At 70.8% G+C, this 15,083-nt stretch carries 11 protein-coding genes and 1 tRNA gene; 5 read left to right on the top strand and 7 right to left on the bottom strand.

Going from position 1 to position 15,083, the window contains the following annotated elements; genetic code table 11:
- Positions 1-142: 142 nt before the first annotated feature.
- Positions 143-1,147: an SH3 domain-containing protein gene (locus tag QSJ97_RS05245; RefSeq protein WP_285670581.1), complete on the top strand. Its 1,005-nt coding sequence runs from the start codon at positions 143-145 to the stop codon at positions 1,145-1,147.
- A 15-nt stretch (positions 1,148-1,162) separates the two neighbouring features.
- On the opposite strand, the gene QSJ97_RS05240 is transcribed toward QSJ97_RS05245, so the two are convergent.
- The 7 genes from QSJ97_RS05240 to QSJ97_RS05210 form a co-directional block, all read right to left on the bottom strand.
- Positions 1,163-2,233, bottom strand: coding sequence for an SH3 domain-containing protein (locus QSJ97_RS05240; protein WP_285670580.1), 1,071 nt, complete (start codon positions 2,231-2,233; stop codon positions 1,163-1,165).
- Positions 2,234-2,749: 516 nt separating this feature from the next.
- A complete protein-coding gene (locus tag QSJ97_RS05235; protein ID WP_285670579.1) occupies positions 2,750-3,739 on the bottom strand; it encodes a hypothetical protein in 990 nt (329 codons plus the stop codon).
- 137 nt (positions 3,740-3,876) lie between these two features.
- Positions 3,877-3,952: transfer RNA gene (locus QSJ97_RS05230), tRNA-Val, on the bottom strand.
- A gap of 132 nt (positions 3,953-4,084) precedes the next feature.
- Positions 4,085-6,508, bottom strand: coding sequence for an endopeptidase La (gene lon, locus QSJ97_RS05225; RefSeq protein ID WP_285670578.1), 2,424 nt, complete (start codon positions 6,506-6,508; stop codon positions 4,085-4,087).
- Between the two features lie 124 nt (positions 6,509-6,632).
- Positions 6,633-7,901 carry an ATP-dependent Clp protease ATP-binding subunit ClpX gene (gene clpX / locus QSJ97_RS05220; RefSeq protein WP_285670577.1) on the bottom strand — a complete coding sequence of 423 codons (1,269 nt, stop codon included), beginning with the start codon at positions 7,899-7,901 and terminating at the stop codon, positions 6,633-6,635.
- Positions 7,902-8,035: 134 nt separating this feature from the next.
- Entirely contained in the window at positions 8,036-8,662 is a 627-nt protein-coding gene (locus QSJ97_RS05215; protein ID WP_285670576.1) for an ATP-dependent Clp protease proteolytic subunit, read from the bottom strand.
- A gap of 298 nt (positions 8,663-8,960) precedes the next feature.
- Positions 8,961-9,857 (bottom strand): LysR substrate-binding domain-containing protein, encoded by an 897-nt coding sequence (locus QSJ97_RS05210; RefSeq protein WP_285670575.1) that lies wholly within the window; start codon positions 9,855-9,857, stop codon positions 8,961-8,963.
- A gap of 110 nt (positions 9,858-9,967) precedes the next feature.
- Between QSJ97_RS05210 and QSJ97_RS05205 the strand changes: the two genes are divergently transcribed.
- The 4 genes from QSJ97_RS05205 (at position 9,968) to QSJ97_RS05190 (ending at position 14,898) form a co-directional block, all read left to right on the top strand.
- Positions 9,968-11,149 (top strand): iron-containing alcohol dehydrogenase, encoded by a 1,182-nt coding sequence (locus tag QSJ97_RS05205; protein ID WP_285670574.1) that lies wholly within the window; start codon positions 9,968-9,970, stop codon positions 11,147-11,149.
- A 4-nt stretch (positions 11,150-11,153) separates the two neighbouring features.
- Positions 11,154-12,287 (top strand): mandelate racemase/muconate lactonizing enzyme family protein, encoded by a 1,134-nt coding sequence (locus QSJ97_RS05200; RefSeq protein ID WP_285670573.1) that lies wholly within the window; start codon positions 11,154-11,156, stop codon positions 12,285-12,287.
- A 154-nt stretch (positions 12,288-12,441) separates the two neighbouring features.
- Positions 12,442-12,918, top strand: coding sequence for a YHS domain-containing (seleno)protein (locus QSJ97_RS05195; protein ID WP_285670572.1), 477 nt, complete (start codon positions 12,442-12,444; stop codon positions 12,916-12,918).
- A gap of 21 nt (positions 12,919-12,939) precedes the next feature.
- Complete coding sequence (locus QSJ97_RS05190; RefSeq protein ID WP_285670571.1) at positions 12,940-14,898, top strand: ATP-binding protein; 1,959 nt, start codon at positions 12,940-12,942, stop codon at positions 14,896-14,898.
- Positions 14,899-15,083: the final 185 nt, after the last annotated feature.

The raw sequence follows: 15,083 nt of genomic DNA, 5'->3' as shown, positions 1-15,083 counted from the left end.
GGCCGGATCACAGCTGAGGAGTGCCCGCGCAATGCCCCGCACCCTGCCCCGTGCCAGGTATCGCCGCTTCGCCGGAGCCTGCCTGCTCCTGCTTGCCGCCAGCACCGGCCCCGCCGCGGCCCAGCAGGCAGAGCCGCAGCGGATGCCCACGAAAGCCGAGATGGCGCTGCTGTCCGGGGCCTATGACGCGCTGCTGGCCGGGCGGCACGACGAGGCGATCCAGCGCTATGACAGGGCCCGGAACGAGCTCGACGGCGCCGCCCGGCGGGCGGCGATCATGGGGCAGTTCCTCGCGGCGCTGGCCAGCCTGCGACCGGGCGCGACACAGCGCGAGGTGCAGGTGCTCGCGCCGAACGGGCTGCGCTATGTCGAGCGCGCCCTCGGCGATGGCCGCGGCGGGGCCTATGTCGACCATGCGCTCGCCGTGGCCAAACAGATCATGGGCAAGCGCGACGATGCCCGCACGCATTTCGAGGCCGCGCTCGGGGCCGATCCGGAATACCGCCGCCTGTCCGCCCGCCGGCCCGAGCCGGCACGGCCGGCGTCAGCGCCGGAGCCCGCGCCGCAGCCCAGCCGGCGCCCGCAGGTGCCGCTGCCCGGCGCCGGGTCGGAGGCAGCCAGCCTGCCACCGCAACGGCCCGATGACGGCCCGGTGCCGATCCGGTGGCACGAGCCCCTGGTCCGCTATGCGACCACGGCAATGAATGTCCGCAGCGGGCCCTCCACCGCGCACAGCACCGTCGGCGGGCTCAGCCGCAACCAGGAGATCATGCAGGTCGGCACCGTGGCCGGCTCCGACTGGGTGCTGATCCGCTACAACCGGCGCGAGGTCTATGTGCATGGCGGCTTCCTGAGCCGCACGCCGGTGCCGGAGTATACCCGCCCGCGCCGCCAACCCGCGCCGGCGCCGGCGCCCGAGGGCCAGGGCGCCGCCCAGCCGCCCGCGGGCGCCGCCGCGCTGCCGCGGCCGGGAGGCCCGGAGGCCAACCAGACCGTCGGGATCGTGCCGAACCAAGGTGGAAGCGCCCCCGCGCCGACCTCACCGGGAACCCCCGGAACCTCGCCCCGCACCAGCTTCACGCTCGGGGCCAGCCGCGATGGCGGCGGCGGTGGCGGTGGCGGCGGTGGCGGCGGCAGCGGCAAATAGCCTACGCCGCGCCAGTCAGTCGCCCGGGTTGCTCGGCTCGAAGCCCTTGTTGCTGTTCTTCAGGAGATCCTTGAAGCTGAACCCGCCGCCGGATTTCGACTGCGGCGCCTGCTTCGGCGCGCGATACTGGTAGACCTTGCTCGATCCGCCGGCCTGGGCGCGCGGCTTCGGCACCTCCTTCGGCTTGCGGTACTGGTAGACCTCACCGCCCTCCGCGCTCGGCTTCGGCCGGCTGGCGACGCGCGGGGTCGTCACCGGCGAGGTCTGCAGCAGATTGGCGTAGATGAAGGCGGGCCGGCCCTCATGGGTGAAGCGGACCCAGCCATCGACCTTGCCGGTGGCCTCGATCTTCGTGCCCACGGTCACGCCGCCGACACGGCTGTGGCTGGTGCCGGGGCCGGACCGGACATTGCTGTTCTGGTTGACATAATAGGTGCCGCTATGCGCCAGGGTGCCGAAGCTGTCCGCAGCAGAGGCCGGTGCGGGTGCCGGCTTGGCAGCGGGCGCCGGCGCAGTCTCGCCCCCCTTCGGCGCAGGAGCCGGCGCGGGTTCGGGCGGCTGGGCGCTACCGGTCGCCGGGCCCACGGCGGCCTGCTGGCTGGCGCCTGCCGCACCGGGCTCGCCCTTGCAATGCATGCCGATGCCGATCCCCTTCAGGCGCAGCTTGGCCTTGCGGATGTTGGGATCGTCGCCGCATTGCGCGATGAACCCCTCGATCTCGGACAGGGTGCAGCTCTGCGAGACCCGCGGCCAACGCGACGTGCAGGCCTCGGCGGCGGCGCGGGTTTCGGCCGCAGCCTCCAGCGAGGCGAGCTGCGCCTCCGCCTTCCCGACATAGGGGCTGTCGGGATAGCGCGAGACGAAGCGGCGAAGCTGCGCCGGATCCTGCGCGCCGTCGATGGCCCGGAAGGCATCGTCATCCGCGGCGCCGTAGGGATCGGCGGGCTGCGCCGGCTGGCCCGTTTCGTCCTGCGGCACGAGGCGGCCGAGCAGCCCCTGGGCCGATGCGGCCTCGGCCCCGACCGCAAGCGCCAGGACCGAGCAGCAAAGCAGGCGGCGGACACGCGGATCGCGGAAGACAGGCATGGGCAGACCTCGGTTTGGCGTCTCGGGTTCGGTGTCGCTCTGCACGTCGGGCGGCGGCGGGGCCGCAGCCCGGACCATCATAGCCCACATGCGCCCGGACCGACACGCCTTCGCGGCATCGGCGGCAATGCAATGGCAGCGGCAGGGCGCGAATTGCGCCGCCATCCCGGCGCGGCCCGGCATGCGGCTCGACCGATGCGGATCGCCCGCCCCGTCATCCGCGCCGCCTCGGTGGCGAAACTGGCGCCCAGCAGCGCCATCCGTCGCCGGGCCGCCGGAGCCGTAACGAGCCCGCCCGGTTGCGCAGGAAGGCCCGGGCCGAAGGGATCTAAGCGGGGGCCATCTCGCCGTGTGCCGGCGGGTCGGGTGCCCAGATAGGGCGCCACCCGTCCGGCGCCCCGGCCAGCCAGCCATCGAGAACCGAAACCGTGGCGGCGGCGGCGATGGTCTCCAGGAACGCGCGCCCGCGCGGCGCGGCGGGGTGGTCATGCCCGTGAGCGCGCGGAACGGGCCATCCTACGCCGCCGCCTCGCCGGTGCCGCCAGCGCCGCCAACGCCTCCGTCATCGCCGCCATCGCCGCCACCGTCGTCGTCGATCCCGGTCACGCCGGCGCGCAGGAAGCGCGGGAAGAAGGTGCGGATCGCGTTCGGCCGGTTGTCGAGCGCATGCAGGTCGAGCCGGTATTCGGCGCCGTTGATCCGGGTGATCTCGCCCTCGCGGGTGCGGCAGCGCACGAGGCCGAGCGCGATCAGCCCCTCCGGGCTGCAGCCGACGAAGAAGCCGCCGATCGGCTTTCTCAGCCGCGTGATCCCGTCCGGGTCAGCGCCGGCGCGGTCGGCGAAGGGTGCGGCCCAGGCGAGCTGCAGCGTGACGATCTCGGGCACGAGGATGCCCCTTTTCGGCTCCGCGGCCTTGTGATAGCGCGTGCCGAGATACTCGATCCGGTCATCGCCCGCCACCGTGCGCTGGCCGCGGCCGCCCTCGTCGAGGTGGTATCTGTACCAGAAATGGTAGCCGCCGATCTCGTTCGCACGGCTGGCCTGCTCGCCGACGAAGACATGCTCGAACCCCGAGGCCCCGCGCTGGCTGCCGGAGCTGCCGGTCTCGAACCAGGTCTCCCGGATCATCGCGGCCATCGCATTGTCGGTGATCGCGGTGTCGAGCGCGCGCGCGAGATGCGCCCGCGCGAGCCGGATAACCGGGCTCGGCAGGATCGCCTCGATGAAGTCGCGCTCCTCGCGGGCCTCCGCCGCGTCGGTCTCCTCGCGGGCCCGCCGCGCGAAGGCGTAGTTGTCGAAGAGCCGCTCGCAGAGGCGGTAGGTCTCCGCCTTGGCCTCGGGGATCGACACCTCCGCCAGCACCCTGTGATCGGGGTCCACCGGTGCCTGCCGCTCATCGACCACCACGAAGCCGCGGGCCGGGTCGCGCAGCTCTCCCGGGCGCAGCGCCGGCACGCCGTTGCCCGCCTGGTCGGCATCCCAGAGAGCCTGGAAGATCCGGGCCATGTCGGTGCCTCCCTGCGCTGCCGATGTCCGGACCGATGCCCGCAAGGCGGCGGCCACGGCCCGAGCGGTCCCGATGCCGCCGAGCATGCCCGAAACGGATCCGGGCGTCAGCGCGCAACATCGCGGGGGAGGGGAAATGGTGGGCGGTGACGGGCTCGAACCGCCGACATCCTCGGTGTAAGCGAGGCGCTCTACCAGCTGAGCTAACCGCCCTCGCCGCCCCTGATGGCAAGCCGCAGGGGGCGCGTCAAGCGCCGGCGCCCGCATTCGCGGCGCGCCCGGCGGCATGAAAACGGCCCGCGCCGGGGAAGGCGCGGGCCGCTGTTCTCGGGATCCGTGTCCGGCTCAGTGCGCGAGCGAGGCCGAGGGCCCGTCATCCGACTCGCGGCCCGGCTTGGCGAGCTCTGCGTCCCAGTCCCACTCCACCGGCTCGGGGGTCTCGGTCAGCGCGACCTCGAGCACCTGGGAGACGTTCTCCACCGGGATGATCTCGAGCCCGTCCTTCACGATGTCCGGGATCTCGCGGAGATCCTTCACGTTCTCCTTCGGGATCAGCACGGTCTTGATGCCGCCCCGGAGCGCCGCGAGCAGCTTCTCCTTGAGCCCGCCGATCGGCAGCACGTTGCCGCGCAGCGTCACCTCGCCGGTCATCGCCACGTCCTTCCGGACCGGGATCTGGGTCAGCACCGAGACGATCGAGGTCACCATCGCCACGCCCGCCGAGGGGCCGTCCTTGGGCGTCGCGCCCTCGGGCACGTGGACGTGGATGTCCATCTTCTCGAAGATCGGCGGATGCACGCCGAAATCGGTCGCCTTGGCGCGCACGAAGCTCGCCGCCGCGTCGATCGATTCCTTCATCACGTCGCCCAGCGTGCCGGTGGTCTTCATCCGGCCCTTGCCCGGCAGGCGCAGCGCCTCGATGTGCAGCAGGTCGCCGCCCACTGAGGTATAGGCGAGGCCGGTGGTCACGCCGACCTGGTCATGCTCCTCGGCCAGCCCGTGCTTGTGCCGCGGCACGCCCAGATAGTCCTCGAGCTTCTCCGGCTTGACCGTGATCGTCTTGGCATCGCCCTTGACGATATCGGTCAGCGCCTTGCGGCAGAGCTTGGCCAGCTCGCGCTCGAGGTTCCGCACCCCCGCCTCGCGGGTGTAGCGGCGGATCACCTCGGACAGCGCCTCGTCGGTGAGGGCGAACTCCTTGGCCTTCAGCCCGTGCTCGGCCATCTGCTTGGGCAGCAGGTGGCGCCGCGCGATCTCGACCTTCTCCTGCTCGGTATAGCCGGCGAGCGGGATGATCTCCATCCGGTCGAGCAGCGGCTGCGGCATGTTGTAGGTGTTGGCCGTGGTCAGGAACAGCACGTTGGAGAGGTCGTACTCCACCTCGAGATAGTGGTCGGTGAAGGTCGCGTTCTGCTCCGGGTCCAGCACCTCGAGCATCGCCGAGGCCGGGTCGCCGCGGAAATCGTGGCCCATCTTGTCGATCTCGTCGAGCAGGATGAGCGGGTTCGTGGTCTTCGCCTTCTTCATCGACTGCACGATCTTGCCGGGCATCGAGCCGATATAGGTCCGCCGGTGGCCGCGGATCTCCGCCTCGTCGCGCACGCCGCCGAGCGAGATGCGGATGAACTCGCGCCCCGTGGCCTTGGCGACCGACTTGCCGAGCGAGGTCTTGCCGACGCCCGGCGGGCCGACGAGGCAGAGGATCGGGCCCTTGAGCTTGGCGGAGCGCTTCTGCACCGCGAGAAACTCGATGATCCGCTCCTTGACCTTGTCCAGCCCGTAATGGTCGGCGTCGAGCACCTCTTCGGCCTTGCGCAGGTCCTTCTTGACGCGCGACTTCACCCCCCACGGGATCGACAGGATCCAGTCGAGATAGTTGCGCACGACGGTGGCCTCGGCCGACATCGGCGACATCTGCCGCAGCTTCTTCAGCTCGGCGCGCACCTTCTCCTCGGCCTCCTTCGAGAGCTTGGTGTTCTCGATCCGCTCCTCGTACTCGTTGAGCTCGTCGCGGCCGTCGTCGCCCTCGCCCAGCTCGCGCTGGATCGCCTTCATCTGCTCGTTGAGGTAGTACTCGCGCTGGGTCTTCTCCATCTGGTTCTTGACCCGGGTCTTGATCTTCTTCTCGACCTGGAGCACCGAGATCTCGCCCTGGATCATCGCCAGCACCGCCTCGAGCCGCGCCGCGACGTCGGGCTCCTCGAGGAGCTTCTGCCGGTCCGCCAGCTTGACGCCGAGATGGCCCGAGATCGTGTCCGCCAGCTTGGCCGGGTTATCGGTGATCTCGGCGATGTTGGCCAGCGCCTCCTCCGGCACGTTCTTGTTGAGCTTGACGTAGCGCTCGAACTGGTCGCGCAGCGAGCGCGCCAGCGCCGTGACGGTGGCCTCGTCGGCCGGCTGCTCGGGGATCTCCCGCGCCTCGGCCTCGAAATAGTCCTCGTTGTCGATATAGCCGGTGATCTCGGCCCGCGCCTTGCCCTCGACGAGCACCTTCACGGTGCCGTCGGGCAGCTTCAGCAGCTGCAGCACATTGGCCAGCGTGCCGACGGTGTAGATGTCGTCCGCCTCCGGATCGTCGTCGCTCGCATCCTTCTGGCTGGCGAGCAGGATCTGCCGGTCGTCCTTCATCACCGCCTCGAGCGCCTTCACCGATTTCGCGCGCCCGACGAAGAGCGGCACGATCATGAAGGGGAAGACCACGATGTCGCGCAGGGGCAGGACCGGGAAGACCTGGCTGGCGGTGGGAGTGTCGGTCGGGGTATCAGTCATGTGAAGCAGCCTCACTATAGCACCGTGCGCGGAGCCCTAAGGGCCTCCACACCGCCGAACCGGGCCGAAGCCCGCCGATCTGATGGGGTGCCGGGGCAGCAACGCCCCGTTGCACGGCCTTGTGTCAGGAGGCAGTGGCGCCCGCCCCTGCCTTTTCCGCGTAGATATAGAGAGGCTTGGCCTCGCCGCCAATGACCTCCTCGTTCACGACCACCTCGCGCACCCCCTCGAGGCCCGGAAGATCGAACATCGTGTCGAGGAGGATGTCCTCCATGATCGAGCGCAGGCCGCGCGCCCCCGTCTTGCGCTCGATGGCCTTCTTGGCGATCGAACGCAGCGCCTCGTCGGTGAAGCGCAGCCCGACGCTCTCCATCTCGAACAGGCGCTGGTACTGCTTCACCAGCGCGTTCTTCGGCTCGGTGAGGATCGTGACCAGCGCGTCCTCGTCGAGATCGCGCAGCGTGGCGATCACCGGCAGACGGCCGACGAATTCCGGAATGAGGCCGAACTGCAACAGGTCCTCGGGTTCCAGCTCGACCAGCAGGTCGCCGATGCGCTGGTCGGCCTGGTCGCGCACATCGGCGCCGAAGCCGATGGCCGAGCCCTTGCCGCGCTTGGCGATGATCTTGTCGAGCCCGGCGAAGGCGCCGCCGCAGATGAACAGGATGTTGGTGGTGTCGACCTGCAGGAACTCCTGCTGCGGATGCTTGCGCCCGCCCTGCGGCGGCACGCTGGCAACCGTGCCCTCCATCACCTTGAGCAGCGCCTGCTGCACGCCCTCGCCCGAGACGTCCCGAGTGATCGAGGGGTTGTCGGATTTGCGGCTGATCTTGTCGACCTCGTCGATGTAGACGATGCCGCGCTGCGCCCGCTCGACGTTGTAGTCGGCCGATTGCAGCAGCTTGAGGATGATGTTCTCGACATCCTCGCCGACATAGCCGGCCTCGGTCAGCGTGGTCGCGTCCGCCATGGTGAAGGGCACGTCGAGGATGCGCGCCAGCGTCTGCGCCAGCAGGGTCTTGCCGCAGCCGGTCGGGCCGATCAGCAGGATGTTGGATTTCGAGAGCTCCACATCCGAGGACTTGCCAGCATGGTTCAGCCGCTTGTAGTGATTGTGCACCGCAACCGAGAGCACGCGCTTGGCCATGTCCTGGCCGATCACGTAGTCGTCGAGAATCTTGCAGATGTCGCGCGGCGTGGGCACCCCGTCGGAGGACTTGACCAGATTGTTCTTGGTCTCCTCGCGGATGATGTCCATGCAGAGTTCGACGCATTCGTCGCAGATGAACACCGTCGGCCCGGCGATCAGTTTGCGCACCTCGTGCTGGCTCTTGCCGCAAAACGAGCAGTAGAGGGTGCTCTTGCTGTCCGAACCGCTGTTGCTCTTCGTCATTCCAGTCTCCCGACGGGGGCGTCCGCCGCTTTTACACGGGCATCGTTAATGCTTCGGTAGCGCGCGAATCCGATGCGATTTTCAAGCTAGCCCGAGAGCCAAACGCTGTCACTACGGCGCGCGTACCAGATCCGTCAACCCTCGGACGGAACCTCCCGCTTTGTGACAATCGTGTCGATAAGGCCCCAGTCGCGGGCCTGCTCGGCGGTCATGAAGTTGTCGCGGTCGAGCGCCGCCTCCACGGTGTCGTAGTCCTGCCCGGTGTGGTGGACATAGATCTCGTTGAGCCGCTTCTTGAGCGACAGCACCTCCTTGGCGTGGATCGCGATGTCCGAGGCCTGGCCCTGGAAGCCGCCGGAGGGCTGGTGCACCATGACCCGGCTGTTGGGCAGCGAGAAGCGCATGTCCTTCTCGCCGGCGCAGAGCAGCAGCGAGCCCATCGAGGCCGCCTGGCCGACGCAGAGGGTCGAGATCTTCGGCCGGATGTACTGCATCGTGTCGTAGATCGACAGGCCGGAGGAGACCACGCCCCCCGGGCTGTTGATGTACATCGCGATCTCCTTCTTCGGGTTGTCCGCCTCGAGGAAGAGAAGCTGCGCCACGATCAGCGTCGACATCACGTCGTGCACCGGGCCGGAAACGAAGATGATCCGTTCCTTCAGCAGTCGCGAGTAGATGTCGTAGGAGCGCTCGCCCCGCGAGGTCTGCTCGACCACGATGGGCACAAGGGTGTTCATGTAGGTGTCGATCGGATCGCGCATGGGTCTTGCCTTGTCTGAAGAAGCCGCCCGGAGAGGGGTACAGGACGAGTCCTAATCACTCGCCCCCCCACCGGCAAGCGGCGCCCCCCGTTTTTGCGCGGTGTGCGGCGCCCGGACACCCTGCGGATTTGTGCGCCGGCCAGGCTCTGCCAGGCGCTGGCGGCCGGGGCCAGATACGGCGGGGCAGGCCGGGAGGCCGGAATGAAACCCCATCTCGCATGGCCCGCGGCCGGGGCGCTCCCGTGGCCGGCCGCCGGCGCCGCGCCCGCGCCGGCCGGGTGCTGCGTGCCGGCCGGGATCAGCCCGGCGCCGCGGCCTCCGCGAGGCGGTGATAGAGCGCCATCGCCTCCGGGCTCACCGTGCGCCCCCGCGGCAGGCCCAGCCAGTAGCCATAGCCGGTCTCCAGCGGCTCGGGCCCCAGCGCCACGAGCCGGCCCGCCGCGAGGTGGCGTGCCATCAGCCCGAGGCTGCCGAGCGCCACGCCGTCGCCCTCCAGCGCCGCCTCCACCGCCAGCCAGTAGCTCGAGAAGGTCACCCGCGCGCGCTGCGGCGCGAGGCCCTGCGCCTCGGCCCAGTCGGCCAGCGAGACCCAGTGCGCGTTGAAGCGCTCGTAGTCCACGAGATCGAGCGCCGCGATCTCCGCGGGCGCCAGCGGCGGCGTCAGCCCGCGCGCCGCGAGATAGCCGGGCGAGGCCACCGGCACCAGCCGCTCGGGGAAGAGCTCCACCAGGTGCCAGCGCGGATGCGCGCCGCGGGTGTAGAGCACGGTGAGGTCGTGCCGGTCGTCGGCGAGGTCGCGCAGCGCGTCCGAGGTGACCAGCCGCACCGCCGCCTCCGGATGATCGCGGGCGAAGGCGCGGATCTCGGCGCCGAGCCAGAGATGGCTCACCGAGCCCGCCGCCACCACCGAAACCGGCGCACCGTGGCGCATCGGCGCGAAGGGCTCGAGCGCCTCCGCCAGATAGTCGAGCGCCCCGGTGGTGCGCCGGTGCAGGTCGCTGCCGTCGGCGGTGAGCGCGATGTGCCGCCCGCGCCGGGTGAAGAGCGGCCGGCCAAGCACCGCCTCGAGCGCCTGGATGCGCCGGCTTACCGCGGCCTGGGTCACGCCGAGCTCGCGCGCCGCGGCGGAGAAGTTGCCGTGCCGGGCGGCGGCCTCGAACACCCGGAAGGTCTCGAGCGGCAGCTTGCGGAGCATTCAGCCCTCCATGATCTGACATCATGGAGAATGCCAAGAAACTGGGGGATTTGGCCAGACAGACATGTGGGTAAAGCTCATCCGATCCGAGTCACGCGCTGGAGCCGCCGATGGACAGCCCCGACGTCAGCCTCCCCGCCTTCGCCGCGGCCGCGGTGCCGCCGATCACCCTGCGCCCCGGCGCCGTGGACGACCTCCCCGGCCTCGCGGCGCGCCTCGCCCCCGGCGGCCGGGTGCTGCTGGTGGCCGACCGTTTCCTCGCCCTGTCCGGCCGCGCCGGCCGGATCGCTGCGGCGCTCGAGGCGGCGGGTCACGCCGTCACCCTCGAGGCCGGCATCGCCGGCGAGCCCGGCATCGGCGATATCCGCCGCGCCCATGCCCACGCACAGGGCGCCGGTCTCGTGGTCGGCATCGGCGGCGGCTCGGCGCTGGATGTCGCCAAGTCCGCCGCGGCGCTGGCCCACGGCGCGGACGACCCGCTCTCCTATGCATGCGCCGCCCGCCCGCTGCCCCCTTCCGGCGCCCCGCGCGTGCTGATCCCGACCACTGCCGGCACCGGGGCCGAGAGTTCCTCCACCGCCGTCTTCGCCGGCCCGGACGGGCGCAAGCTCTGGATCTGGGGGCCCGAGACCAAGGCGAGCCATATCCTGCTCGACCCCGAGCTCACCCTCAGCCTGCCGCCGGCGCTGACCGCCTGGTGCGCGATGGACGCCTTCGTCCATGCCTTCGAGGCGGCGACGAACCGGCACGCCCATCCCGGCGCGCAGCTCTATGCCCATGCGGCGATGGCGATGATCGCGCGCGCGCTGCCGCGTGCGGTGGACGAGGGAACGGATCTCGCCGCGCGCACCGAGCTGCTGCTCGCCGCCTGCTATGCCGGCACCGCGATCGACAATTGCGGCTGCGCCGTGGCGCACAACATCAGCCATGCGATGGCGGGGCTGGCGGAGGTTCCGCACGGGCTCGCCACGGCGCTGGCCTTCGAGGCGACGCTGCCCTGGCTGGTGGAGGCCGGGACCCCGGCGCTCGCCGCCGCGGCGGCGGCGCTCGGCCTCTCCGGGCCCGCGGCGCTGCCCGCCGCGGTCACCGGGCTGATGGACCGTGCCGGCATCGCCCGCCGGCTGCCGCCGGCGCTGGCAGAGGCCGGGGCGGAGGCGCTCGCCGCGGCGATGCGGGCGCCCGAGAACGCGCCGATGCGGCTCGCCACCGCGCGCGAGCTCGACGACGACGCCATCGACCGTTTCGCCGCCGCCATGGTCGCGCTCGCCGCGCCCGTTCGCCAGGATGCCTGAGCCCATGCCAGAGACCCCCAGCATCGCCGCCATCGAGATCAGCCACCACCGGCTGCCGCTCGACCCGCCGTTCCGCGCCAGCTGGGACGGCCGGCCGCGCACCGCGTTCGACGCCACCATCGTGCGCGTGCGCGACAGCGAGGGGCGGGTCGGCATCGGCTCGGGCGACCTGATGCTGGGCTTTGCCGGGCATGAGGGGCTGTTCCTCGGGCAGGACCCGCGGGCGCATGACCGGCATTACGAGGTGCTCTCGCACATCGCCTTTCACTACGGCCGCTGCTGGCCGCTCGACCTCGCGCTCTGGGATCTGGCCGGCAAGATCGCCGGCGCCCCGGTCTGGCGGCTGCTGGGCGGGGCGAGCGGGCGGGTGAAGCTCTATGCCTCCTCCGGCGTGCTGCGGTCGCCGCAGGCGCTGGCCGACCGGGCCGAGCAGGCGCTGGCCGAGGGCTTCGCGGCGATGAAGATCCGCTTCTCCTCGGCCGGCGAGGGCCGCGGCGGCTGGCGGGCCGACATCGCCGCGCTGGAGGCGGTGCGGGCCCGCATCGGCGACCGGATGGCGCTGATGGTCGACTGCAACCAGGGCTGGCGCATGCCCTGGGACACCGCCGCGCCCTGGGGCTTCAAGGACGCGCTCGAGGTCGCCCGCGCGCTGGAGCCGCTCGGCATCTTCTGGATGGAGGAGCCGCTGCACCGGGCCGACATCGCCGGCATGGCGGCGCTGCGCGCGGCCAGCCCGATCCGCATCGCCGGCGGCGAGATGACCCGCGAGGCCGCCGCCTTCCGCCAGATCGTCGAGGCCCGCGCGCTCGACATCCTGCAGCCCGATGCGGCGCTCACCGAGGGCATCACCGGGCTCGCGCGGGTGGCGCGGATGGCGCGGGCGGCAGGGCTCGGCTTCACCCCGCACAGCTGGACCAACGGCATCGGGGTGCTCGCCAACGCGCATCTGCTGGCCGGCACCGGGGCGGATCTCTGGCTCGAGTTTCCCCATGATCCGCCGGAATGGAGCCTCGAGCGGCGCGACTTTCCGATGGCCGCGCCCCTCGCCGCCGCTGCCGGCACGCTCGAGCTCGGCGAGGCCCCCGGGTTCGGCCTCGCGCTCGACGAGGCGCGGCTCGCCGCCACGCGCATCGGCTGAGCCCAAGCGGCCGCCCCTTCCCGCGCCTTATCCCGGCACTGTGCCCGCCGCGCCTCAGTTCCGCCGCACTGGTATGGCAGAAACCGCTTCATAAACATCATCCGTGATGTATGGTCCCGGAAAGCGGATTCATGGGGAAGCGGATATGGGCAGATTGTTCGGACTGATCGCGGTTCTTCTGGTATTTGGTGCGGTTGCGGCGATCTCGGTGATCGAATCACGTTCGAATCAGCCAGGTTTCAACAGCGACGGCAGCGGGCTTCTGATGCGGGGCTACGACCCGGTCGCCTATGGCATCGAGGGCCGCGCGGTGAAGGGCGTGCCGGCCTATGCCCATCGTCATGGCGAGGTGGTGGTGCATTTCGCATCGGCCGCAAACCGCGACCGGTTCGCCGCCGAGCCCGAGCGCTACCTGCCGGCCTATGGCGGCCACTGTGCCTATGGCGTGACCCAGGGACAGCGTCTTGACTCCGACCCGGAGGCCTGGCGTATCGTCGACGGCGAGCTACATCTCTTCCTCGACCAGGGCACACGCAGCCTCTGGATGCTCGAAGAGGTTGGCCACAAGGCCACCGCCGACAGGCTCTGGCAGGAGAGCGTCGGTCGACCCACACCGCTCGCGGCCAACTGACTCGGCCAGGAAGTCCGGCACATGCTGCTCAGACCGCATCACTGGCCGATCCGCCTGAAGTTCTTCGCGATCGTCGTGCCGCTGATGGTCACGGTGGTGCCGAGCATCACGTTCTACGCGCATTATCATTCCTACGGGCAGATCGTGAAGGAGATCGACGCCCGCGCGCAGCACCTCGCGACCAGCCAGTCGATCCTGCTCTCGCGCATCATCCAGGTTCCCGATCCGGAGCTGCTGACCCTGCTCGGCGCCGGCATGATCGTCGATCCGGATGTCGAAAGCGTCGGCTTCTACGACCGCGCCGGCCGCCAGATCGCGCTGGTCGGCCAGGTCTCCGAGGCAACGCAGGTCATCAGCCGCCGGATCAACGCCTATGGCAGGGATGATGGCACCGTCATCGGCCATTTCGAGCTCGGCATCAGCCATGCCCGCGCCGAGCAGATGCTGGCCGGGAGCTGGCTGCATGCCGGGCTGCTCTCCGTCATCGCGGTGCTGACCATGCTGATCGGCGGCTATGTCGCCTTCCACCGGCTGGTGGGCCGCCCGCTCGACAAGGTGCAGCGGGCGATCGAGGGCTGGCGCGCCGGGGCGCCGGTGCCGCGGCCCTGCGACATGGCGACAGACGAGATCGGCCGCCTCGCCCGCGCCTTTCACGAGCTGCAGACCCTGCGGATCGAGCGCGAGGCCGAGCTCGAGGCGATCAAGCAGGAACTCGAGGACCGGGTCGTCCGGCGCACCGCCGATCTGCAGAAGGCCCGCGACGCGGCCGAGGCGGCGGATCGCTCGAAGGCCAGCTTCCTCGCCGCGATGAGCCACGAGATCCGCACCCCGATGAACGGCATCCTCGGCATCGCCTCCGCGCTGGCGGCCGACGACCGGGACCCGGAGGACCGCGAGAAGGTGCTCACCATCCTAGAAAGCGGGCGCAGCCTGATGGAATTGCTGAACGACATCCTCGACCTCTCCAAGATCGATGCCGGCCGCATGGACATCGCCGAGACCGAGGGCGATCTCGGCAGCCTGATCCGCCAGATCGGCAAGCTCTGGCAGCCGCTGGCGCGCGAGAAGCAGCTGTCGTTCCGGCTGGAGATCGCGCCCGAGCTGCCGGCGCGGCTGGTCTTCGACCCGACCCGGGTGCGCCAATGCGCGACCAACCTGATCTCCAATGCCGTGAAGTTCACCGACAGCGGCGGCGTCGAGATCTCGCTCCGCCCGCTCGGCGAGCCCGATGCGAACGGCCGGATCAGCCTCGCGCTGATCGTGCGCGACACCGGCATCGGCATCCCCGAGGCGGCGCGCCCGCGGCTTTTCGAATCCTTCACCCAGGCCGACGATTCCACCACGCGGCGCTTCGGCGGCACCGGCCTCGGCCTCGCGATCACCCGGCGGCTCGCGGGCATGATGGAGGGGGATCTGCGCTTCGCGAGCACCGAGAATGTCGGCACCGTCTTCACCCTCACCTTCCGGGCCGGCGTTCCGGCCGCAGGCAGCCTGCCCGCGCCGGTGCCGGCGCCGCCGTCCGGTTTGCCGGAGGCGCCGCCGCCCGTCGATCTGCAGGGCCGGCGGATCCTCGTCGTCGACGACGTGGCGACCAACCGCCTGGTGGCCCGCCTGATGCTGGAGCCGACCGGCGCCGAGGTGATCGAGGCTGCCGATGGCGGCGAGGCGCTGGAGACGCTGGGGCGCGAGGCGATCGATCTCGTGCTGCTCGACCTGCACATGCCGGTGCTCGACGGGGTGGAGACCATCTCGCGCATCCGCCGGTTCTCCGGGCCAGTGGCGGAGGTGCCGGTGATCGCGCTCACCGCCGATGCGCGGCCCGAGCGCCAGGCCGAGCTCGCCGCCCTCGGCGTCGCCGGCTACGTGACCAAGCCGATCTCGCTGCAGCTCCTCTATGCCGCGGTGGCCGAGGCGCTTCCGGCACACGAGGCGCCCGAGGCACCGGCGCGGCAGCGCGGCAAGGCCATGGGCGCCTGCTGACGCTCTCCTCCCACCTTTCGGCCGGTTCCTGAACCCTTCGGTGCGATCGGGACGAGACGGGCGCCGCGCATCCGCCGGGCGAGCCGCAGCCGCAGCGGGCGCAGACCCGCAGCCCGCAGGCGCGGCGGCCCGCCCGCATGATCGCTGCCGCTGCAGTCCCCGGCTCGCAATAGTGCCGACCGGCC

Source organism: Paralimibaculum aggregatum (assembly GCF_030270585.1).
Taxonomy (GTDB): domain Bacteria; phylum Pseudomonadota; class Alphaproteobacteria; order Rhodobacterales; family Rhodobacteraceae; genus Thermohalobaculum; species Thermohalobaculum aggregatum.
Note: the sequence above shows the minus strand (reverse complement) of the source record. Positions and strands in the feature narration are given on the sequence as shown.

What these genes read in the sequence shown, in the direction of transcription:
- QSJ97_RS05215 (WP_285670576.1), bottom strand. Translation starts at nt 8,662, where the DNA reads ATGCGCGATCCGATCGACACCTACATGAACACCCTTGTGCCCATCGTG.
- QSJ97_RS05210 (WP_285670575.1), bottom strand. Translation starts at nt 9,857, where the DNA reads ATGCTCCGCAAGCTGCCGCTCGAGACCTTCCGGGTGTTCGAGGCCGCC.
- QSJ97_RS05190 (WP_285670571.1), top strand. Translation starts at nt 12,940, where the DNA reads ATGCTGCTCAGACCGCATCACTGGCCGATCCGCCTGAAGTTCTTCGCG.
- clpX (WP_285670577.1), bottom strand. Translation starts at nt 7,901, where the DNA reads ATGACGAAGAGCAACAGCGGTTCGGACAGCAAGAGCACCCTCTACTGC.
- QSJ97_RS05240 (WP_285670580.1), bottom strand. Translation starts at nt 2,233, where the DNA reads ATGCCTGTCTTCCGCGATCCGCGTGTCCGCCGCCTGCTTTGCTGCTCG.
- QSJ97_RS05205 (WP_285670574.1), top strand. Translation starts at nt 9,968, where the DNA reads ATGGACAGCCCCGACGTCAGCCTCCCCGCCTTCGCCGCGGCCGCGGTG.
- QSJ97_RS05235 (WP_285670579.1), bottom strand. Translation starts at nt 3,739, where the DNA reads ATGGCCCGGATCTTCCAGGCTCTCTGGGATGCCGACCAGGCGGGCAAC.
- QSJ97_RS05245 (WP_285670581.1), top strand. Translation starts at nt 143, where the DNA reads ATGCCCACGAAAGCCGAGATGGCGCTGCTGTCCGGGGCCTATGACGCG.
- lon (WP_285670578.1), bottom strand. Translation starts at nt 6,508, where the DNA reads ATGACTGATACCCCGACCGACACTCCCACCGCCAGCCAGGTCTTCCCG.
- QSJ97_RS05200 (WP_285670573.1), top strand. Translation starts at nt 11,154, where the DNA reads ATGCCAGAGACCCCCAGCATCGCCGCCATCGAGATCAGCCACCACCGG.